General features: G+C 70.8%; 17 protein-coding genes. 6 read left to right on the top strand and 11 right to left on the bottom strand.

The window, feature by feature from the left end:
- Nucleotides 1-93 precede the first annotated feature (93 nt).
- Genes ccmC through M3Q23_08205 form a run of 3 tightly spaced genes read right to left on the bottom strand, consistent with a single transcriptional unit; the run spans nt 94 to nt 2,305 of the window.
- Nucleotides 94-924, bottom strand: coding sequence for a heme ABC transporter permease CcmC (gene ccmC / locus M3Q23_08215; protein MDP9342071.1), 831 nt, complete (start codon nt 922-924; stop codon nt 94-96).
- Nucleotides 924-1,592 carry a heme exporter protein CcmB gene (locus M3Q23_08210; GenBank protein ID MDP9342070.1) on the bottom strand — a complete coding sequence of 223 codons (669 nt, stop codon included), beginning with the start codon at nt 1,590-1,592 and terminating at the stop codon, nt 924-926. Before M3Q23_08210 ends, ccmC begins: the two co-directional genes overlap by 1 nt.
- Nucleotides 1,589-2,305 carry an ABC transporter ATP-binding protein gene (locus M3Q23_08205; GenBank protein ID MDP9342069.1) on the bottom strand — a complete coding sequence of 239 codons (717 nt, stop codon included), beginning with the start codon at nt 2,303-2,305 and terminating at the stop codon, nt 1,589-1,591. The genes M3Q23_08210 and M3Q23_08205 overlap by 4 nt, the downstream gene beginning before the upstream one ends.
- A gap of 101 nt (nt 2,306-2,406) precedes the next feature.
- Here M3Q23_08205 and coxB point away from each other — a divergent pair, with 101 nt between their 5' ends.
- From coxB to M3Q23_08180, 5 genes are all read left to right on the top strand, one after another.
- Nucleotides 2,407-3,147, top strand: a complete 741-nt coding sequence (coxB, locus tag M3Q23_08200) for a cytochrome c oxidase subunit II (protein ID MDP9342068.1) — start codon at nt 2,407-2,409, stop codon at nt 3,145-3,147.
- Nucleotides 3,144-4,796 carry a cytochrome c oxidase subunit I gene (ctaD, locus tag M3Q23_08195; protein ID MDP9342067.1) on the top strand — a complete coding sequence of 551 codons (1,653 nt, stop codon included), beginning with the start codon at nt 3,144-3,146 and terminating at the stop codon, nt 4,794-4,796. Before coxB ends, ctaD begins: the two co-directional genes overlap by 4 nt.
- Complete coding sequence (locus tag M3Q23_08190) at nt 4,793-5,173, top strand: cytochrome c oxidase subunit 4 (GenBank protein ID MDP9342066.1); 381 nt, start codon at nt 4,793-4,795, stop codon at nt 5,171-5,173. Before ctaD ends, M3Q23_08190 begins: the two co-directional genes overlap by 4 nt.
- Before the next feature lie 11 nt (nt 5,174-5,184).
- A complete protein-coding gene (locus M3Q23_08185; protein MDP9342065.1) occupies nt 5,185-5,724 on the top strand; it encodes a hypothetical protein in 540 nt (179 codons plus the stop codon).
- A gap of 419 nt (nt 5,725-6,143) precedes the next feature.
- A complete protein-coding gene (locus M3Q23_08180) occupies nt 6,144-10,880 on the top strand; it encodes an AAA family ATPase (GenBank protein MDP9342064.1) in 4,737 nt (1,578 codons plus the stop codon).
- A gap of 227 nt (nt 10,881-11,107) precedes the next feature.
- Here the strand turns inward: M3Q23_08180 and M3Q23_08175 are convergent, their stop codons facing one another.
- The 6 genes from M3Q23_08175 to M3Q23_08150 form a co-directional block, all read right to left on the bottom strand.
- A complete protein-coding gene (locus M3Q23_08175) occupies nt 11,108-12,004 on the bottom strand; it encodes a hypothetical protein (protein ID MDP9342063.1) in 897 nt (298 codons plus the stop codon).
- Nucleotides 12,005-12,061: 57 nt separating this feature from the next.
- Entirely contained in the window at nt 12,062-12,799 is a 738-nt protein-coding gene (locus M3Q23_08170) for a hypothetical protein (GenBank protein MDP9342062.1), read from the bottom strand.
- 40 nt (nt 12,800-12,839) lie between these two features.
- Complete coding sequence (locus M3Q23_08165) at nt 12,840-14,285, bottom strand: cytochrome bc complex cytochrome b subunit (protein ID MDP9342061.1); 1,446 nt, start codon at nt 14,283-14,285, stop codon at nt 12,840-12,842.
- 40 nt (nt 14,286-14,325) lie between these two features.
- Nucleotides 14,326-15,288, bottom strand: coding sequence for a ubiquinol-cytochrome c reductase iron-sulfur subunit (locus M3Q23_08160; GenBank protein MDP9342060.1), 963 nt, complete (start codon nt 15,286-15,288; stop codon nt 14,326-14,328).
- 7 nt (nt 15,289-15,295) lie between these two features.
- On the bottom strand, nt 15,296-15,961 hold the full coding sequence (locus M3Q23_08155; GenBank protein ID MDP9342059.1) for a c-type cytochrome: 666 nt from the start codon (nt 15,959-15,961) through the stop codon (nt 15,296-15,298).
- A 166-nt stretch (nt 15,962-16,127) separates the two neighbouring features.
- The gene (locus M3Q23_08150) at nt 16,128-16,715 is read right to left on the bottom strand and encodes a heme-copper oxidase subunit III (GenBank protein MDP9342058.1); all 588 of its coding nucleotides are present in this window, start codon (nt 16,713-16,715) and stop codon (nt 16,128-16,130) included.
- 224 nt (nt 16,716-16,939) lie between these two features.
- On the opposite strand from M3Q23_08150, the gene M3Q23_08145 reads away from it, so the two are divergent.
- Nucleotides 16,940-17,212 carry a DUF6457 domain-containing protein gene (locus tag M3Q23_08145; GenBank protein MDP9342057.1) on the top strand — a complete coding sequence of 91 codons (273 nt, stop codon included), beginning with the start codon at nt 16,940-16,942 and terminating at the stop codon, nt 17,210-17,212.
- Between the two features lie 4 nt (nt 17,213-17,216).
- Here the strand turns inward: M3Q23_08145 and M3Q23_08140 are convergent, their stop codons facing one another.
- Together M3Q23_08140 and fdhD are read right to left on the bottom strand one after the other, a co-directional pair.
- Nucleotides 17,217-17,786, bottom strand: a complete 570-nt coding sequence (locus tag M3Q23_08140; protein MDP9342056.1) for a molybdenum cofactor guanylyltransferase — start codon at nt 17,784-17,786, stop codon at nt 17,217-17,219.
- A gap of 2 nt (nt 17,787-17,788) precedes the next feature.
- Nucleotides 17,789-18,625 carry a formate dehydrogenase accessory sulfurtransferase FdhD gene (gene fdhD / locus M3Q23_08135; protein MDP9342055.1) on the bottom strand — a complete coding sequence of 279 codons (837 nt, stop codon included), beginning with the start codon at nt 18,623-18,625 and terminating at the stop codon, nt 17,789-17,791.
- Nucleotides 18,626-18,642: the final 17 nt, after the last annotated feature.

Here is an 18,642-nt window from a genome sequence, read left to right as displayed (position 1 = left end):
AGCCTGGCCCGCCGGACCCGGGACAGCAGCGAGCCCACGTACGCCGCCAGGGCCAGGCCCGTCACGGTGTAGCCGGCCACCACGTAGCCCAAGTTATGCACGCGGCGTCACCTCGGTCTGTCGTTCCGCCACACCGGGCCCTGGTAGCGAGTGCGAGCGGCTGCCGCTGCCGCTGCCGTCGCCGTCGTCCAGCAGCGCCTCGACCGGCTGCCCCAACCGTGGGGACAGCGCCTCCGCGACGGCTCGCTCCTCCAGCCGGCCCACCCGCAGGCGCACCGTCAGCAGGTACAGGTACAGGACCGTGAACGCCGCCACGCCCACCAGCAGGGCCGCCAGCATGATCGGCGCGATGGTCGATTCGCCCAGCAGCCGGATGGTCGGTCCCTGATGCAGCGACCGCCACCACTCCACGGAGAGCTGAACGACCGGGATGTCGGCGAACCCCACGATGCCCACCACCGCCGCCCACCGGCCCCGGCGCCGGGGGTTGTCCGAGAGCTTCCGAACGGCCAGGTACCCGAGGTAGATCAGGAACATGATCGCGGTGGTGGTCAGCCGGGGGTCCCACGTCCACCACGTTCCCCACACGGGCTTGCCCCACAACGACCCCAGCACGATGGTGAGCCCGGTGAACAGCACGCCGATCTCGGCGGAAGCCGCCCCCAGCCGGTCCCATCTCGACTTCCCCGTCTTGAGGTAGGCGATGCTCGCCACGAAGACGACCCCGAAGGCCAGGTAGGCCAGCCACGCCGCCGGGACGTGGATGTACATCAGGCGCTGCACGTCCCCCTGCTCGGCGTCGGGCGGGGCCACGGCCAGCGACATGATCGCGGAGGCGGTCAGGCCGGCGACGGTCAGCAACGCAAGGACCCGCTCGCCCCGCCGGGCGGTGAGCTTCCCCATGGCGCGCTCGGCCGGCCGCATCAGTCCTCCAGCAGGTACCCGTACACGAGCGTCCCCGCGGCCACGATCACCAGGTCGAACGCCACCAGCAGCCCCAGCCACGACGAGGCGCCCTTCCCGTCGACCGCGAGCGCCGTCGCCTTCACCCCGGCCACCAGGATGGGCGTGGCCAGCGGCAGCACGAGGAGCGGGAACACGGCCTCCCGGGCCCGGGCCGAGACGTCCAGCGCCCCAAACAGCGCCCCCACGGCGGCCAGCCCCACCGTCCCCAGCAGGAGCGCCGCCGCGAGCGTCCCGGGGCTGCCGGTGACCGGCAGGTCGAACAGGGCAGACACCATGAGCAGGACCACGGCTTCCAGCACCACCAGCTGCGCGGCCACCCCCGCGGCCTTCCCCAGGAACACGGCCGCCTTGTCCACCGGGGCCAGCAGCAGCCCTTCCATGGCGCCGTCCTCGGCCTCGGCCTCGTAGGCCCGCCGGGAGGCCAGCACCGCGGCGAACAGGACGGCCAGCCACAGCAGCCCGGGAGCGGTCTCCCGCAGCAGGGTGCGGCCGGGCCCGAGCGAGAGCCCGAACGCGATCAGGAGCGTCGCGGCGAACGGCAGGACGGCCCCCAGCGCATAGCGCCCCCGGACCTCCACCCGGAGGTCCTTTCCCGCGACGGCGAGGGTCTGCCGGAGCAGCGTCACGGGCGCCCTTCCCGCAACGGGTCGGGCACGACCCGCCCTCCGTCCATGAACATCGTCCGGGTGGCCAGGGCGCCTCGGGTGAGGTCGTGCGTGGCCACGACCACGGTGCGTCCGGCGGTGCGGGCGTCCAGGACGGCCGCGTCCACGATGTCCTTGGCCTCGGCGTCGAGCCCCGCGTACGGCTCGTCCAGCAGCAGCAGCGGGGGCCGCCGGAGCAGGGCCCGGGCCACGGCCAGCCGCTGGCGCATCCCCTGGGAGAACCCGCGGACCCGCTCGCCCGACACGTCGGCCAGGCCCACCCGCTCCAACGTATCGGGGATGCCGGCGGGCGGGACGTCGTGCATGGCGCAGGCGAACCGGAGGTTCTCCGCGGCGGTGAGGTCCTCGTACAGGCGGGTCCGATGCCCCAGGAGCTCGGTCCGCCGGCGGATCTCCTCCCTCCCTCGCAGCAGGTCGAACCCGTGCACCTGCCCGCCTCCGTAGGTGGGGGACAGCGCGGTCGCGACGATGCGCAGGAGCGTGCTCTTGCCGGCTCCGTTCGGGCCTCGGATCAGGACGATCTCGCCCGGATCCACCGAGAGGTCCACCCGGATGATGGCGGGAATGACGCCGAACATTCGGGTGACACCGGCCAGCGCGATCGCCGGTGCGCTCGTCCGCGCCGGCTCCATGGGTCCGGCGAGGGTCGATGCGTCCACGGTCCGGGAGAACACTGGGGCTCAAGGCTACCGCAGTCGATCTGGCTCGATTTGCCGAACCCGACCCCCGGGGAAAGACTACCCGTGCGCTCCAGGCCGACCCATCGCATCCCGAGGTGACGTTGAGGCACCGTCGCGTCCGGCACGTCGTCGGCCTCCGCCGGCTGGTCCTTCCCGCTGCGGCGCTGCTCCTGTTCACGGCCTGCCGGTTCGGAGCGCCCGCTGGCGCCACCGTCCAGGGCAAGAGCATCGCGAACCTGTACCACCTGATGTTCTACATCGCCATCGGGGTGGGTGGGCTCGTCTACGCGCTGATCGCGTGGTGCATCATCCGGTACCGCCGCAAGAGCGAGGCGCTCCCGCCGCAGACCCGCTACCACCTGCCGCTGGAGGTCACCTACACCGTCATCCCCATCCTCATCGTGATCGGGATCTTCGTGGCCACGTACCGGACCGAGATGCCGATCGACCGGGTGTCCGCCGACCCCGCCGTGACCATCGACGTCACCGCGTTCCAGTGGCAGTGGCGGTTCGCGTATCCCCAGTACGGGATCCAGGTGGTGGGCACGCCCCAGAGGTTCCCGACCATGGTGGTGCCGGTGGGCCAGACCGTGCAGATCAACCTCCGGGCCGAGGACGTCATCCACGCGTTCTTCGTCCCCGACTTCCTGTTCAAGCGCGACGCCATCCCCGGGAAGCTGAACCGCTTCGACTTCGAGGTGGACAAGGCCGGCACCTACTACGGGGAGTGCGCGGAGTTCTGCGGGCTGGACCACGCCGACATGGTGTTCTACGTGAAGGCGGTCTCGCCGTCGGCGTTCCGGGCCTGGACCCAGACCGGGGGGAGCGGCTCGTGAGCGTCACCATCGCCGAGCAGCCGACCGCGGCGGAGAAACGCGGCGGAGGCGGGCTCCTCGACTGGATCACCACCACCAACCACAAGAAGATCGGGCTGCTCTACATCGTCACCACGCTGGTCTTCTTCCTGCTGGGCGGGATCATCGCGCTGGTGATGCGCACCGAGCTGGCCCACCCGGGGCTCCAGTTCCTGAGCAAGAGCCTCTACAACCAGCTGTTCACCATCCACGGCACCACGATGATCTTCCTGTTCGTCGCGCCCATGGGACTGGGGCTGGCCAACTACTTCGTGCCGCTCCAGATCGGCGCCCCGGATATGGCCTTCCCCCGGCTGAACATGCTGTCGTACTGGCTGTTCCTGGCGGGCGGCATCACCATCTACGCGTCGTTCCTCGCTCCCGGTGGCGCGGCCCAAACGGGATGGACGTTCTACGTGCCGCTGTCGGACAAGCTGGGGAGCCCCGGCGTCGGCGCGGACATGTGGATCATGGGGATCCTGCTAGCCAGCACGTCCTCCATCATGACCGGGGTCAACCTGATGGCCACGGTGTTCATGCTGCGCGCGCCCGGCATGACCATGTGGCGGCTGTCCCTGTTCTGCTGGAACATGCTCATCACGTCGCTGATGATCCTGGTGGCCTTCCCGCCGCTGGCGGGAGCCCTGGCGCTGGTGTTCATCGACCGGCACTTCGGCGGGCATTTCTTCGACCCCTCGCACGGTGGCTCGGCCGTCCTGTACCAGCACCTGTTCTGGTTCTTCGGCCACCCGGAGGTCTACATCATGGTCCTGCCGTTCTTCGGGATCGTGACCGACATCATCCCCGTGTTCTCGCGCAAGCCGGTGTTCGGCTACACGGGCTTCGTGCTGGCCTCGATGTCCATTGCCGGGCTGTCCATGACGGTGTGGGCGCACCACATGTTCACCACCGGCGCCGTCCTGAATCCGTTCTTCTCGTTCATGTCGTTCCTCATCGCAGTGCCCACCGGCATCAAGTTCTTCAATTGGATCGGCACGATGTGGCGAGGTTCCATCCGGTTCTCCACGCCGATGCTGTGGTGCATGGGGTTCCTGGCGAACTTCCTGATCGGAGGCATCACCGGGGTGATGATCGCGTCGCCGCCCTTCGATTACCAGGCCCAGGACACGTACTTCATCGTGGCGCACATGCACTACGTGCTGGGCGGCGGCTCGTTGTTCGCCATCTTCGCGGGCATCTACTACTGGTTCCCGAAGGTCACGGGAGTCCGGCTGAGCGAGCGTCTCGGCAAGATGGTGTTCTGGCTGGAGTTCATCGGGTTCAACCTGACCTTCTGGCCCATGTTCGTCCTGGGTCTGCGGGGGATGCAGCGCCGGGTGGCCGACTACCTCCCGGGCCTGGGGTGGAACACGCCGAACCTGGTCGCGACCATTGGTTCGTACGCGATGGCGGTGGGCGTGATCCTGTTCCTGTACAGCGTGGTGCAGGCGTTCCGGGCGAAGGTGCCCGCGGGGGACGACCCGTGGGGCGGGTACACGCTGGAGTGGATCACCTCCTCGCCGCCGCCGGAGCACAACTTCCACTGGCTGCCGCCGATCCGCTCGGAGCGGCCGGTGTTCGACTGGCGCCACCGCGGAGAGCCGGCGGTCGAGGAGTCGAAGCGGGAGTGAAGACCGAGCGGCGATTCCTGCTGGGCGCGGGTGTGTTCGCCATCCTGGTGGCCGTCGTGTACTGGTTCCTGGCCTACGAGGATGCGGGCTTCGCGCTGCTGCTGTTCATGGGGCTGGCGTCCGCGTTCATCGGCGGGTACCTCCTGTACCGGGCACACGGCACCCGCCGCCCCGAGGAGGACCCCGACGCCGAGCACGCCGCCCACGCCGGCGAGGAGGTCGGCCGGTTCTCGGGAGGAAGCATCTGGCCGCTGGTCATGGGGATCGGGACGGCGCTGGCGTTGCAGGGCTTCATCTTCGGGGCCTGGCTGGTCGGGTTCGGCGCGGTGCTGTTCGTGTGGGCGGCGGTCGGGTTCATGCTGGAGAGCCGGGACTAGGGAGGCGTGGGATGAGGGGACGCAGATTGCTCGCGGGCGGGTCGATCGTGGCCGTACTGATGGTGGCGGCGTTCGGAGTGGTGGGAGGCTCCGCCGCGGGCGCGGCCCGGAAGTGCACCATGACCGGGACCGCGGGCGACGACCGGCTGATCGGGACGCCGCATGCCGACGTCATCTGCGGCAAGGGAGGCCAGGACTTCATCAAGGGGAACGGCGGGGCGGACGTGATCTACGGCGGGGCCGGGGAGGATACCGTGATCGCCGGCCCGGGCCCGGATACCGTGTACGGCGGCAAGGGCGACGACATCCTGGACGGCGACTCCGGTGCCGACCACCTGTTCGGCCAGACCGGCGACGACGAGATCCGCGGGTTCAAGGGCCCCGACACCCTGAAGGGCGGCCTGGGGAAGGACTGCCTGTACACCGTGGACGGGGTGTCTGGGAACGACACGGCTTTCGGCGGCGCCGGCCCCGACGAGGCCGGCATCGACCCGGGCGACCACCTCGTGAGCGTCGAGGAGACCGGCCCTAACTTCTGCGCCGGCGACTGAAGCCGGTCGCCCCTGCCCCCGGTTCGACTCCGGTGAGGTCCACGAAGCATGAGCAGTTTGTCCCGTTACGCGATGACGACGATCGGCCTTCCGCCCTCCCAGTGCTTCCTCGCTCCCGTAGACATTGGCGAAGGCCACACCAGCATTGCGGGGGCGTCTTTCGCTGCGGGCGCTTGCTGAAGGAGAAGCCCCACCGGATACTCGCGCCGGGACTCGATCACCAGACGGCGGGGAGCACCAGTATGGATGGAGTGTAGGCCGCCACGGATGCCGGCGGCGCATCGGTTCGTACCTTCCTGATCGCGGACATCCGCGGTTACTCCACCTTCACACGCGAACGCGGCGACGAGACCGCTGCGCGCCTGGCCACGCGCTTCGCCGACCTGGCCCGGGACTCCGTCGAGGCGCGCGCGGGGAGGGTGATCGAGCTTCGCGGCGACGAGGCGCTCGCCGTGTTCGACTCGACCGTGCAGGCCGTCCTGGCCGCCCTCGAGTTCCAGTCGGCGTGCCGGGAGGCGACGGTCGAGGACCCCGAGCTCCCGCTGCCAGTTGGCGTGGGCATCGACGCCGGCGAGGCCATCCCCGTCGAGGACGGCTACCGCGGCCGGGCCCTCAACATGGCGGCTCGGCTGTGCGCGAAGGCGGCGGCGGGCCAGGTGCTCCTCAGCCGCCACGCCGCCGACGCCGTCGAGGCCACCCAGGCCGAAGAGGCCGACGATGCCGGCGGCACGGGTCCGGCGATCCGTCTCGAACCGCGGGGATCGGCGGAGCTGAAGGGGTTCGAGGGCCCGGTCGAGCTGCTCGAGGCCCTGCGTCCGGAGACCGCCGCCCCCCCGATTCTGCGCCCTGCGCAACCCGGAGCGCTCCCTCCCCAGCTCGACGACGACACTCCGATCCTCGGGCGTGAGCACGAGCTCAGGTGGCTGCGGGGAACGTGGCGCCAGGCTCGCCGGGGCCGCGGCCGGGTCCTTCTCGTGTCGGGGCCGTCCGGGATCGGCAAGACGAGTCTCGCCGCCGGGCTCGCCGCCTGGGTCCGGGACGAGGGCGGGATCGTCCGCTACAGCGGAGCCGGCGGAACTGGCGCGGCCGACGCGCTGACCGCGCTCGGCGACGCGCGCGCGACCGAGCGCCCCACGCTGTTCGTCCTTGACGACCTGGACCTGTTCGACGAGGTCGTCGACGGCCTTGGGGCCGCGCTCGGCCAGCTCACCGAGCGTCCGGTGCTCGTCCTCGGGCTCGTCCGCTCCTGGAAGGACCGGCCGGAGCTGGCAGAGCTGGCCGGGCGGGTGGACCGCCGGGGCGACGGCCACCGGAGGCTCGGTCCCCTGGGTCTCGACGAGGTGCGCGAGGTGGTCCGCTTCTACGCGGGGGACGCCGCCGTCGACGCACCGCTCGAGTCGATGCTGCGCTCCTCGGCGGGCCTCCCCGCCAGGGTGCACGAGATCGCGAGCGAGTGGGCCCGCGACGAGGCCAGCCGGCGTCTCGCCGCCGCCGCGGAGTGGCTGGCCCGGGGGCGAACCCGGCAGGCAGCGGATCTCGAGTTCGCCAACACCGTCATCGGGCTGAAGCTCGAGCGAATCTCCCGCACCGACGCCCGTGCAGCGCCGACCGAGGAGTGCCCCTACAAGGGCCTCGCGGCGTTCGATGAGGCCGACGCGGCGTACTTCTACGGGCGCGAGCGACTGGTGGGCGAGCTCGCGGCCCGGACCGTGGGGTCCGGCCTCCTCGGCCTGGTCGGGCCGTCGGGAAGCGGCAAGTCCTCGGTCGTGATGGCGGGCCTGCTGCCCTCGCTCGCCGCGGGCCTGCTTCCGGGGAGCGAGCGCTGGCGGCAGGCCAGGATGCGGCCCGGCGAGCACCCGCTGCACGAGCTCGACGCGGCCGTCGGCGAGGCCACCGGCGAGCGGCTCGTGCTCGCCATCGACCAGTTCGAGGAGCTGTTCACCTCGACAGGGAACGAGGACGAGCGCCGTGCCTTCCTGGACCGGATCGTGGAGCTGGCGTCCGACCCGGAGCGCGCCGTGGTCGTCTGCACGATCCGAGCCGACTTCGTGGGGCACTGCGCGCCGTACCGCGAGTTCGCCGAGCTCCTGGCCGCGAACCTCGTGCTGGTGGGCACGATGGCCGCCGACGAGCTCCGCCGGGCGATCGAGCTCCCCGCCCGCCGGGTGGGGCTCCGCGTGGAGTCCGAGCTCACCGAGGCCCTCCTCGGCGACGTCGCCGATGAGCCCGGCGCGCTCCCGCTGCTGTCGACGGCCCTCGTCGAGTTGTGGCAGGCGCGGTCAGATGGATGGCTTCGCATGGAGGCCTACGAGCGAACCGGTGGCGTCCGGGGGGCCGTCGCCCGCCTGGCCGAGGAATCGTTCGGGCGCCTGGAGGGACCGCAGCGGGAGGCCGCCCGAGCGATCCTCCTGCGCCTCGTGCAGGGCGAGGGCGACGCGCTCGCCCGCCGCCGGGTGCCGGTGGCGGAGTTCGAGCCCGACCGCGATCCCACCCGAGCCGCCGTGCTGGCGCGGTTCACGCAGGACCGGCTCCTCACGACGAGCGAGGAGACCGTGGAGGTCGCGCACGAGGCCCTGCTCGGCGAATGGCCACGCCTGCGGGAGTGGCTCGAGGAGGACGCGCAGGGACGCCAGCTTCGGCTGCACCTCACCGAGGCCTCCAGGCAATGGGAGCGGTCGGGCCGTGAGGCCGGCGAGCTCTACCGGGGTGCGCGCCTGTCGGCGACGCTCGACTGGGCGACGCTGCACGGCCGGGAGCTCAACGACCTCGAGCGCGAGTTCGTGGCCGCGAGCAGGGACGCCTCGCAGCGCGAGGCCCAGCGACAACGCCGGACGAACCGGCGCCTGCGTGGACTGCTCGTCGGCGTGGCCGCGTTCCTGGTGCTCGCGCTGGTCGCGGGCTCACTGGCGATCGTCCAGCGCGGGCACGCTCGCCGTTCGGCGGAGGCGGCTCTGGCCCAGAGTATCCGCGCGAGGCGAGCCGCCATCGACGCGCTCTCCCAGCGTCTGGGGGCACAGGCGCTCGACCAGAAGGACCTCCAGCTCTCCCTGCTGCTGGCCCGGGAGGGCGTTACCATCCACGACTCGGTCCAGACGCGTGGGTACCTGCTGTCGGCGCTCGAACGGAGTCCCGACGCGGTGCGCGTCTTCCGACCGCTCGGGGGCCGCTATCTCGGAATCTTCGCCGCTCCGGACGGCGGGGAGTTCCTCGTCGGGCCAACGAACGGTGAGCAGTGGGCGCTGGTCCAGGCCGGGACGGGCCGGATCCTCCGTCGGGGGACCACCGCTCAGGTCGCGCTCTCCGCCGACGGAACCGAGATCGGTGTGGTGGCGCCGAACGAGGTCCAGGCGACGATCCTCGACGCCCCTACGGGCGGGGCGATCTCCCAGGTTCACCTGCCGAGCCGGCTCGGGCCGAACAACCTCTTCGCCGGCGGCGCGTGGTCGCCCGACCTCCGGACGTTCGTGTTCCGGCTCAATCCCGCCGTGACCCCGAACGCGCCATCGAACATGTACGCCGTAGATACGCGGACGAGCCACGTCAGCGCGCTGCCGCCCTCGCCGCGCGGTCCCGCAGCCGAGACGGAGGCGACGTTCAGCCCCGACGGGCAGTACCTCGCCACCGTCTCCCTCGCTCCGTCGCTTACGGAGTTCATCACGATCTGGCGCACGGGGCGGTACCGGCGACCGGCCCGGGTCCTGGTGCGCCACTCCACGGAGCAGGAGACCCCGGCGCTCGCGATCAGCCACGACGACCATCTCCTCGCGGTGGGTGGGGGCGATGGCTCGATCACCGTCTATGACCTTCGGGACCCGACCGCCCGTGGCCACGTGTTCAGCGGACGGCACAACGCCGGCGTGAACGGCGTCGCGTTCGCTCCCGACGATCGAACCCTGGTCTCGGCGGGGGCCGATCAGCAGGTCCTGGTCTGGGACGTCGAAAGCGGCGCGCTGCAGCAGACGCTGGACGGGCACAGCGGCAGTGTGAACGGGCCGTCGCTCACCTCCGACGGCCGGACGATCTTCACCGCGAGCGCCGACGGCTCGGTCATCGAGTGGGACCTGTCGGGTACGAGGAGCCTCGGCCACCGCACCCAGATCGGCGGGGGGTCGCAGTTCTACTCGCAGACGCTGGTCACGGCGTCCGCCGACGGGACCCTGGCGGCCTCGCCCCAGAACTCCCCCACACCGAAGGCGAACGTCCTGCTGCTCGGCGGGCGCGGGCTCACGCCGGTGCGGACCATCCCGATCGGCGCCGTGGCCGTTGCACTGTCTCCCGACGGCGGCACGCTCGCCGTTGCCACCCACCTGCTCGATGCGAAGGGGAACTCGATCGGACCCCGAATCACGCTGTGGGACACCTCGACCGCTCGCCTCGTCGCGGATCTCACGGGGCCGCCGAAGTTCGTCGTTTCCCAAGGTCAGAAGTACGGCAACGACGTCGAGGCGCTGGCGTTCTCGCCGGACGGCCGCACCCTGGCCGGCATCGACGACCACGCGGTCATCTACCTGTGGGACGTCGGGTCCCACGGTCTGACCCGCACAGTATCGGCGACCCCGCATCCCGGGGCGTTCAACGGCGGCATCGGCGTCGCGTTCAGCCCCGATGGGCTCCTGGCGGCGGCCTACAGCGGCGCCGTGACCACGTGGCGCCTCCCGGAGATGAAGGCTCTCTACACGCTGAAGCTCGACGCCAAGCCGCTGGCGTTCTCGCCCGACGGGAAGCTGCTCGCGGCGGGCGGAGGGGACGGCGCCGTCCGTCTCTACGATGCCGCCGGCGGCTCCGCGGCTGGACCTCCCATCCCTGCCGATTCGGGGCCGCTCGAGACCGTGGCGTTCAGCCCCGACGGCCGCACCCTGGTCGCGGCGGGAAGCGATGGATCGGCCCGCCTCATCGATATGGCATCGCGGACGCAGATCGGACAACCCCTCACCGGCGGAGGCACCGCCGCGGGAGCGATCTTCTGGAACGAGGGCTCCACGGTGGAGATGGTGGATACGAGCGGTGCGATGTTCTCCTGGAGGATCTCTTCGGCCGCGCTCGAGGATGATGCATGCTCGGTCGCAGGTCGGAACTTCACCCGATCCGAGTGGCGGGAGTTCCTGGGAAGCCGACCCTACCGGCCAGTATGCCCGAGTCAATCGACGGCGTCATAGCGGCGGGCACAGGGTCGGGAGCTGCCCGGGCGGGATCCACGAGCAAGCTCAGCCGCCCGACCTCAGCCGTCTGGCCAGGTCTCGGACGGTTGGTCCGAATTGTCGGTTCGAAAACACTCCGGTTAGGACCACGTGGTCTCACGCCACGGAGCGTGATGGGGACGGCTCAATGCCGTCCCCATCGATCGCATGTGCGTTGTGGGCGCGAGCTCAGCCGTGCAGGCCGCTCATCCGGAGTAGCGGTTCACCAGGAGGGCGTCGCTCGATGGGAGCCACGACGGCGCGTTGGCGTCTGTTTCCACCTTCCCTGGAACCACGGTGGACGTGCCGGTTGACAGGTCCAGGACGTGGACGCTGAGGAGCGGAGCGTCGCTTGCCGAGCGGTCACCGTCGTAGCTGAGGAACGCGATCTTCGACCCGTCCGGGGACCACCGCGGGTTGAAGCCGCTGTCGCCCGGCAGGCCTCGGAGTGGATGAGGGTTGCTTCCATCCGCGGCCATGGTCCAGATGGATCCCTGCCGGTCGAACACGATCAGGCGGCCGCTGGGCGAGTACACGGGCATGTCGTCCCACATGTCGTTGTGCGTGAGCCGCGTGGGCGTGCCCCCGTCGGCCGGAACGGTCCACAGCTCCTGGGTATGGGAGAACCCTGAGTCGTCCAGTGGTGTGCGGCCGCTGTTGGAGTAGGCGATGGTCTTGCCGTCGGGCGACCAGCTCGGCCATTGATCGCTGCCGGCATCGGACGTGAGCTTTCGGAGGTTCGAGCCGTCGGGGTTGACCACGTGGACCTCCTGGCCCTGCGGGGTGCCGAACCCGGCCACGAAGGCGATGCGGGACCCATCTGGCGACCACGCGGGGGCGATGCAGTTGAAGGTCTGCGTCGTGAGCCACCGCAAGCCCGTGCCGTCGACTCCGACCGTGCCGATCTCCGCCGATCCATCGTGATCCGAGCTGAAGACGATAGTGCGACCGTCGGGGGAGAGGGTCAGGTTCGACGCCCCGAGCGAGTCGGCGGCCTCCTCGCGGTTTCCCGTCACGAAGTACAGGGCCTTGAGGAGGCGGGCCTGCTCGGCGTCGAAGAAGGTGGCGAAGTCCCCCGACGTGTGCACCCGTGCGGGGAGCATCTCCAATTCACCCTCCACCTGCATGACACTCCTGGATGCCGCCGGGGCCCGTTCTGCTTAGGGCCGGTCGCCATCCTGCGCCGGATCCTCGCTGAGGCCCGAGCCCGCGACCTTCCGCAGGAACGCGGCGGCGACGTCGGGGAGACGCCGGCGGGCGAGGGACAAGTAGTGGCCGTCCACGACCTCCCGCACGCTCTGCCAGGCGGCGTGCAGCATGTCCGGCGTGGCCGGGTAGCCCGGGTGGGTGGAGAGACCCGAGAGCATGACGACGCCGGGGTTGGCCTGGCGGGCCTGGGTAGCGGTCAGTGAGACGAACTCCTGGTACCGGCCCGGCTCGCGCTGGAGGTACTGTCCCTGGGTCTCGTAGGCGTCCGCGTGTGCGGCCGCCTCCGCCGCGATCCGGCAGCGGAGGTAGGCGGCTTCCATGGTTTCCCAGAAGTGCTTGCGGCACCGGGCGTCCGGGACCTCGACCAGGCGTGGGTGTGGCGTGACGATCGCGAAGTAGCCATGTTCGTGCGCGAGGCGGCCGAATGCCTCGATGTACTTCACGGGGTCCTGCCGCTCGGGAAGCGGCGTGGCGTCCCAGGCTTCGGGGTCGTACATCACCGCTCGCACCGTGTCCGGAATGACGCCGGCCTCCACGTCGGCCGCGAACTTGGCGTGGCTTGCCCAGGCCATGCCATGGGTGCTGCCCGGCCATCCCCCCAGCGCGATCGCCGCCGGTGTCCCGAAGAGCGCGTCGGCCACCCGCCGGTCCACTGCCGCGATGGCGCTGATCGTTCCCCGGCTCGTCACCCAGCGCTGGGGCGCCTGATCGGAAGGGATCGCGGGGCCCTCAGCTTCCCGTGGGCTCGCCCGATGCGGCCATCTCGGCCGCTTCCTTCTCGGCCGGGGAGGGGAAGCCCCCGCCGACGTGCTCCTCGGCGATCTGGAAGCCGCCCTCGGGGGTGCGGACGACGGTGTCGATCTTCGCTTCCTTGACCGGATGCAGGCCGCTTTTCTTCAGCTCGCTGGCCAGGTAGTACGTCACGGCGTACGCGACCAGCGGCAGCACGATGATCACGATCCGCAGGATCCGGGTCATCTGCTCCACGGACACCCCGAAGAACGCGGCGATGACGTCGTTGCCGCCGGCCACGGTCATGATGGAGAAGAAGGTGATCACCGCGACCCCGAACGCCGTTCGCCACGGGATATCGCGAGGGAAGTTCAGCAGGTTGTGCTCGGCCCGGTCGCCGGTGATCCGCCGCTCGATGGCCGGCCACAGGTACATCACCCCGAACACGATGGCGGGCATGAGCGCCCCAGGGAAAAACGGGTTGGGGATCTCATGATGGAAGGCCCGGATCTCCCAGTTCGGGAACAGGCGTAAGGCGCCCTCCAGCCAGCCCACGTACCAGTCGGGCTGGGACCCCGCGCTCACGGTGCTTGCGTTGTAGGGCCCGTACAGCCACACCGGGTTGATCTGGGCCAGGCCGCCCAGCATGGCCAGGACCCCCGCCAGCACCAGGAACAGCCCCACCGACTTGAACGTGTAGCGCGGCCACAGCCGCTCGCCCTGGATGTTCGCGTCGGTCCGCACCCCGCCCGGGAAGTGCGTGTGCTTCTGCCGCCACACGATGGCCAGGTGCACGGTCAGCACGCCGGCGATCAGCACCGGCAGGATGAACACGTGCAGGAAGAACAGGCGGTTCAGGATGTCCGGCGGCGGGTATTGGCCGCCGAACGCGAACGAGGCAGCCCACGGCCCGATCAACGGGACCGACAGCAGGATCGAGTAGGCGATGCGCAGGCCCGTCCCGGACAGCAGGTCGTCGGGCAGCGAGTAGCCGGCGAACCCGATCCCGATGGTCAGGAGCAGCAGCGTCACCCCGAGGATCCAGTTGATGTCGCGGGGCTTGCGGAACGCGCCGGTGAAGAACACGCGGCCCATGTGCGCGGCCACCGCGGCCACCATCACCAGGGCCGCCCAGTGGTGGATCTGGCGGAACACCAGGCCGGTGCGGACGTCGAACGACAGGCGGATCACCGACGCGTAGGCCCGTGACATCTGCTGGCCGTCCAGGGGCCGGTAGGAGCCGTGATAGACGACTTGCTTGGTGTCCGGGATGAAGAAGAACGCCAGGAAGATCCCGGTGGCCACCAGGATCATGAAGCAGTACAGGGCGATCTCGCCCAGCATGAACGACCAGTGGTCCGGGAAGACCTTGTTGAGGGCCTTGCGGGCGAAGCTGGCCGCGCCGAGGCGCTCGTCGAACCACCGGAACACCCGCCGGATCATCGGGCCCCGCTCCGCGCCGACGGGTCCTTCCCCGCCGCCATCACGGTCCGCCGCCTCGCTGCCAGAACCCCGGGCCCACCGGTTCCTCGAAGTCGCCGGCCGCCCGCAGGAACCCCGACCCGTCCTCGAAGATCTGCAGCTGCGGGAGCGGCCGGGGCGCCGGCCCGAACACCACCTGCGCGCCGTTCAGCACGTCGAACGCCGACTGGTGGCAGGGGCACTGGAGCTCGTGGAACTGCGCGAGGTACAGCCCAACCGGGCACCCGGCGTGCGTGCAGATCTTCGAGTAGCACACGTTCCCCTGCGGCGCCCATTCCTCGTGCCCGGAGGGGAGGCGGAGCTGGTCCTGCTCGACCCGGACGATGATGGCCTGCGAGTCCTGGTTGTCGGTGTGGCCCTCCGGGAAGACCGTGATCACGCCGTCCACCGGAAGCGTGTCCACCCGGATGGGCGCGCCCTTCTCGTCGACCACCCGTGCGTTCTTGCTCCAGGAGGTCCGTCGCAGCTCCGGGAACGGGCTCGGACCGAGCGAAGCGACCGGGAACAGCATGGCCACGCCGAACGCTCCGGCGGCGCCGAGGAGGAGCCTGGTGAGGAACATGCGGCGCGAGATCGACCGCTGGCTCGCCACGAGGAGGTCCTCGGCTTCCCGTTCCACCTGGGCCTCGGAGGCGTGGGGTCCCCGTGGCTCGGTGACCACGCTGTGCGGGAACAGGTACTTGCCCCACAGGATCAGGCTGAACCCGATGCCACCGAGCGCGATGCCCAGCAGGGTGCCCTCGAGCTGGACCTGTCCGCCCAGGGCGTACACCACCAGCAGGCCGAGGCCCGCGGCCGTCGACAGGAGCAGCAGCAGGGCGATGCGGACGGTCGTGCTCCGCTCCTTGGGAAGCTCCTCCGGCAGCTCCTCGACCCGGATGGGCATTCTCGGCCCGGTCAGCGGCCTCGTGTCCGACGGCTTCGACCACCGCCACAGGGCTCGCACCATCCGAACGAGCTTCACGAGCGCCTCACGACCTGGTCCCGATGTAGCGGGTCACGATGACGGTGAGGCCGAGGCCCACGACGATCCCCACCAGTCCTTCGATGAGCGGTCCCACGTGGTTGAGGCTGGCCCCACCCTCGTCCTGGGGATGCCGGAGATACACCACGTAGCGGGTCAGGGAGTTCAGCGTCCGCTGGTCGATGGTGGATTGGTCGAACACGGGCATCGTCCCCGGCCCGATCCGGACCGCCTCGGCGACCTGGGTCACGGTGGCCTGGTGCACGTCGGGCGCCACCTGCGGCCCCACGGCCCCGCCGTTTCCCGTGGTCCCGTGGCACGGCGCGCAGTTGGCCTGGTAGGTGGCCTGCCCGTCGGAGAGGTTGCCTTCCGCGATGTCGACCGAGGGGATGGGCACACCACCCGGCGCCAGCGACACGAGGTAGGCCGTGATCGCCTCGATCTCCCGCGGGGAGAGCACCGGCGGCCGGCGATGCGATTGGATCCGCTGGAGGAACTGGTCGGTGGAGCAGCCGGGGCACGAGATGCTCTGGCCCAGCGGCATGCGGCCCGTGGACATCATGAAGTCGTAGGTGGCCGGCCCCAGGCCCACGATGGGCGGCCCCTGGGTCGTCCCGTTGCCCCTGGTCCCGTGGCACGTCGCGCAGCGTTCCTCGTACAGGCCCTGCCCCACGTGGACCAGCCTGGGGCTGACCTGCGCCACCGGGCCGCCGCGGGCCGGGTTCGCCACCAGGAACATCCCCAGGGGCAGCCCGGCCAGCCCCACCACGGCCAGCAGGCGCCGCGCTCGAGCCGCGCGCCCCCCGCCCGCGCCCCCGCTCACGGCCACGCACTCGTCGTCATCGGATGATGAAGAGCGTGGAGAACAGAGCGATCCACACGATGTCCACGAAGTGCCAGTAGTAGGCCGCCACCTCCACCCCCGCGTGTTCCTGCTCGGAGTAGGCGCCCGCCGCCGCCCGCCCCAGCACGACCAGCATCACCATCAGTCCCGCGAAGACGTGGAGCCCGTGGAACCCGGTCATGGCGTAGAACGCGGAGCCGTACGCGTCGGTGGAAATCTTGAATGGGAGGCTGGCCCACTCGTGCGCCTGGCCGCTCAGGAACACCAGGCCCATCACGAGGGTCAGCCAGATCCACCGCCTCATCGACGCGCTGTTTCCCTGGCGGATGCGGTGCACGGCCATCTGCATGGTTCCGCTCGACGCCACCAGGATGGAGGTGAACAGCAGCCGGGTGGCGTCGACCTTGATGTCCGGCGGGACGAACCCGGGGTCCTGCGACCGGAGCGTGAAGTACGTCCCGAACAGGGCCGCGAAGAACATCAGCTCGGAGCCGAGGAACAGGACGATCCCCACCACCAGAAGCGGTAGCCGCTGCTCCCGGCGCAGTGGAGCCTGGAGTGGGGCGGTGATGGGCTGGCTCACGTCCGCCGAACGCGCCTCTCCACGGGGGTGCCTATGGGTGGCGGAACCGGTTGCCCGGCAACGCCAACCCGCTTGCTCTGATCGTTCAAAAGGTACCCCGTACGGGCGTTTCCCGCTCCGAGCCGTCGCGCAGGCCCACCCACGGTGCGCTGCCGTCCATGCGCGCTTCCCTTCCCCGAGACCCGATACTGTCCCCTCGTGCATACCCCGGAAGGTGCGAACCGATGAACGATTGGCTCGAGAAGTTGGCCGAGGCGCTGGGAGAGCCCCCGCCCACCCGCGAGGAGACCGGGGCCGTGCTGAACCTGGCCAGGGACGTGGCCCACGGGGTGGAGCGCAAGCTGGCCCCGCTCTCGGCGTTCGTGGTCGGTGCGGCGATGGGCCGCCGAATGGCGCAGGGCGAGAGCCGCGAGGACGCGTTCCGGCAGGCTGTGGAGGCCGCCCTGGCCCTGGTACCCGCGGCGGAGGCGGAGGCGCCGCCGGGTTCCGCTCGATAGGACTCTACGGCAGGTCCCCGGGGCGGTTGAGGTTCAGCGCGAACCGGCCGGCGGGGTCGGCCGCCCGCCACTCCTCCCGCTCCACTCGCCGGACGGCGAGGCCCGCCAGCGTCCGGCGGAGCGACCGTTCGCCGCGCTCCAGCTCGGCCCGGAGCCGGGGAGCGGCGGCCGTGGCGTAGACGGCGTGCAGGGGCTCCAGCCCCGAGTCCGTCACCGGCACCACCGCGTCGTGGCCATCCCACAGCCCCGCCAGCAGCCGCAGGACCGGCACGCTCGCGTACGGCATGTCGACGGCCAGCACCGCCACCAGCGGGCCCCGAGCTCGTTCCAGCCCGGCCACCAGCCCCGAGAGCGGTCCGGCGTGCGGCACCGCGTCCGGGACCTGCTCGGTGTCCAGCCACTCCATGCGAGCCCCGTCCCCCGACGCGACCAGGACGTCGTCGGCCACCTCGCGCAACACGTCCAGCACCCGAAGGGCGAGGGGCCGGCCCTCGAACTCCAGCGAGGCCTTGTCAGCCCCCATCCGCGAGCTGCCGCCCCCGGCCAGCAGGAGGCCGGACATCGCCCGGTCCACCGTCAGACGGAACCCGTGCCCTCGAGGCGCCCGGCGCCGGCGTAGACGTTGAAGCTGCCCTGCCGGAGGAACCCCACCAGGGTCATGTTCGATTCGCGGGCCATCCGGACGGCCAGGCTCGACGGGGCCGATACCGCAGCCACGACCGGGATGCCCGCCATCAGCGCCTTCTGCATGATCTCGAAGGAGGCCCGTCCGGAGACCAGCAGGATGTGGTCCCGGAGCGGCAGAGACCCGTCGAGGGCGGACCGGCCTGCCACCTTGTCGACGGCGTTGTGCCGGCCCACGTCCTCGCGCAGCAGGGCCAGCTCGCCGTCGGCTCTGAACAGCCCGGCCGCGTGGAGGCCGCCGGTTCGATCGAACACCCGCTGGGCCTCGCGAAGCCGGTCGGGCAGCGAATCGAGCACCCCCGACGCGACCATCGGCCCGTCGCCGACGGAGCCCGCCGCCACGCGCACCGCCTCGATGCTGGCTTTCCCGCACACGCCGCACGACGACGTGGCGTAGAAGTTCCGCTGCCACCCGCCGGACGGGACCGCGCCGGCCCGGAGCACCACGTCGGCCACCCCGCCGTCGCCTTCCTCGGACCTGCATTCCCGGACCCCGGCCACGTCGGCGGCGTGAACGATCCCCTCCGTCACCAGGAACCCGGCCGCGAGCTCCGTGTCGTGGCCGGGAGTCCGCATGGTGACCGCCACCGCCTGGCCCCCCAGCCGGATCTCCAGCGGCTCCTCGGCGGCGAGGTCGTCGGGAAGCTCCTGCCGGCGCCCGTCCCGGACCCGGAGCACGCGAGCCCGCTCCGTGGGGCGGCCTCCGGGACGCTCGAGGTCGAGGGCCATCGCCGTCAGCCCACGGC

It is taken from the genome of Actinomycetota bacterium, assembly GCA_030774015.1.
GTDB lineage: Bacteria > Actinomycetota > UBA4738 > UBA4738 > JACQTL01 > JALYLZ01.
This window is presented reverse-complemented; position numbering and strand designations above follow the sequence as displayed.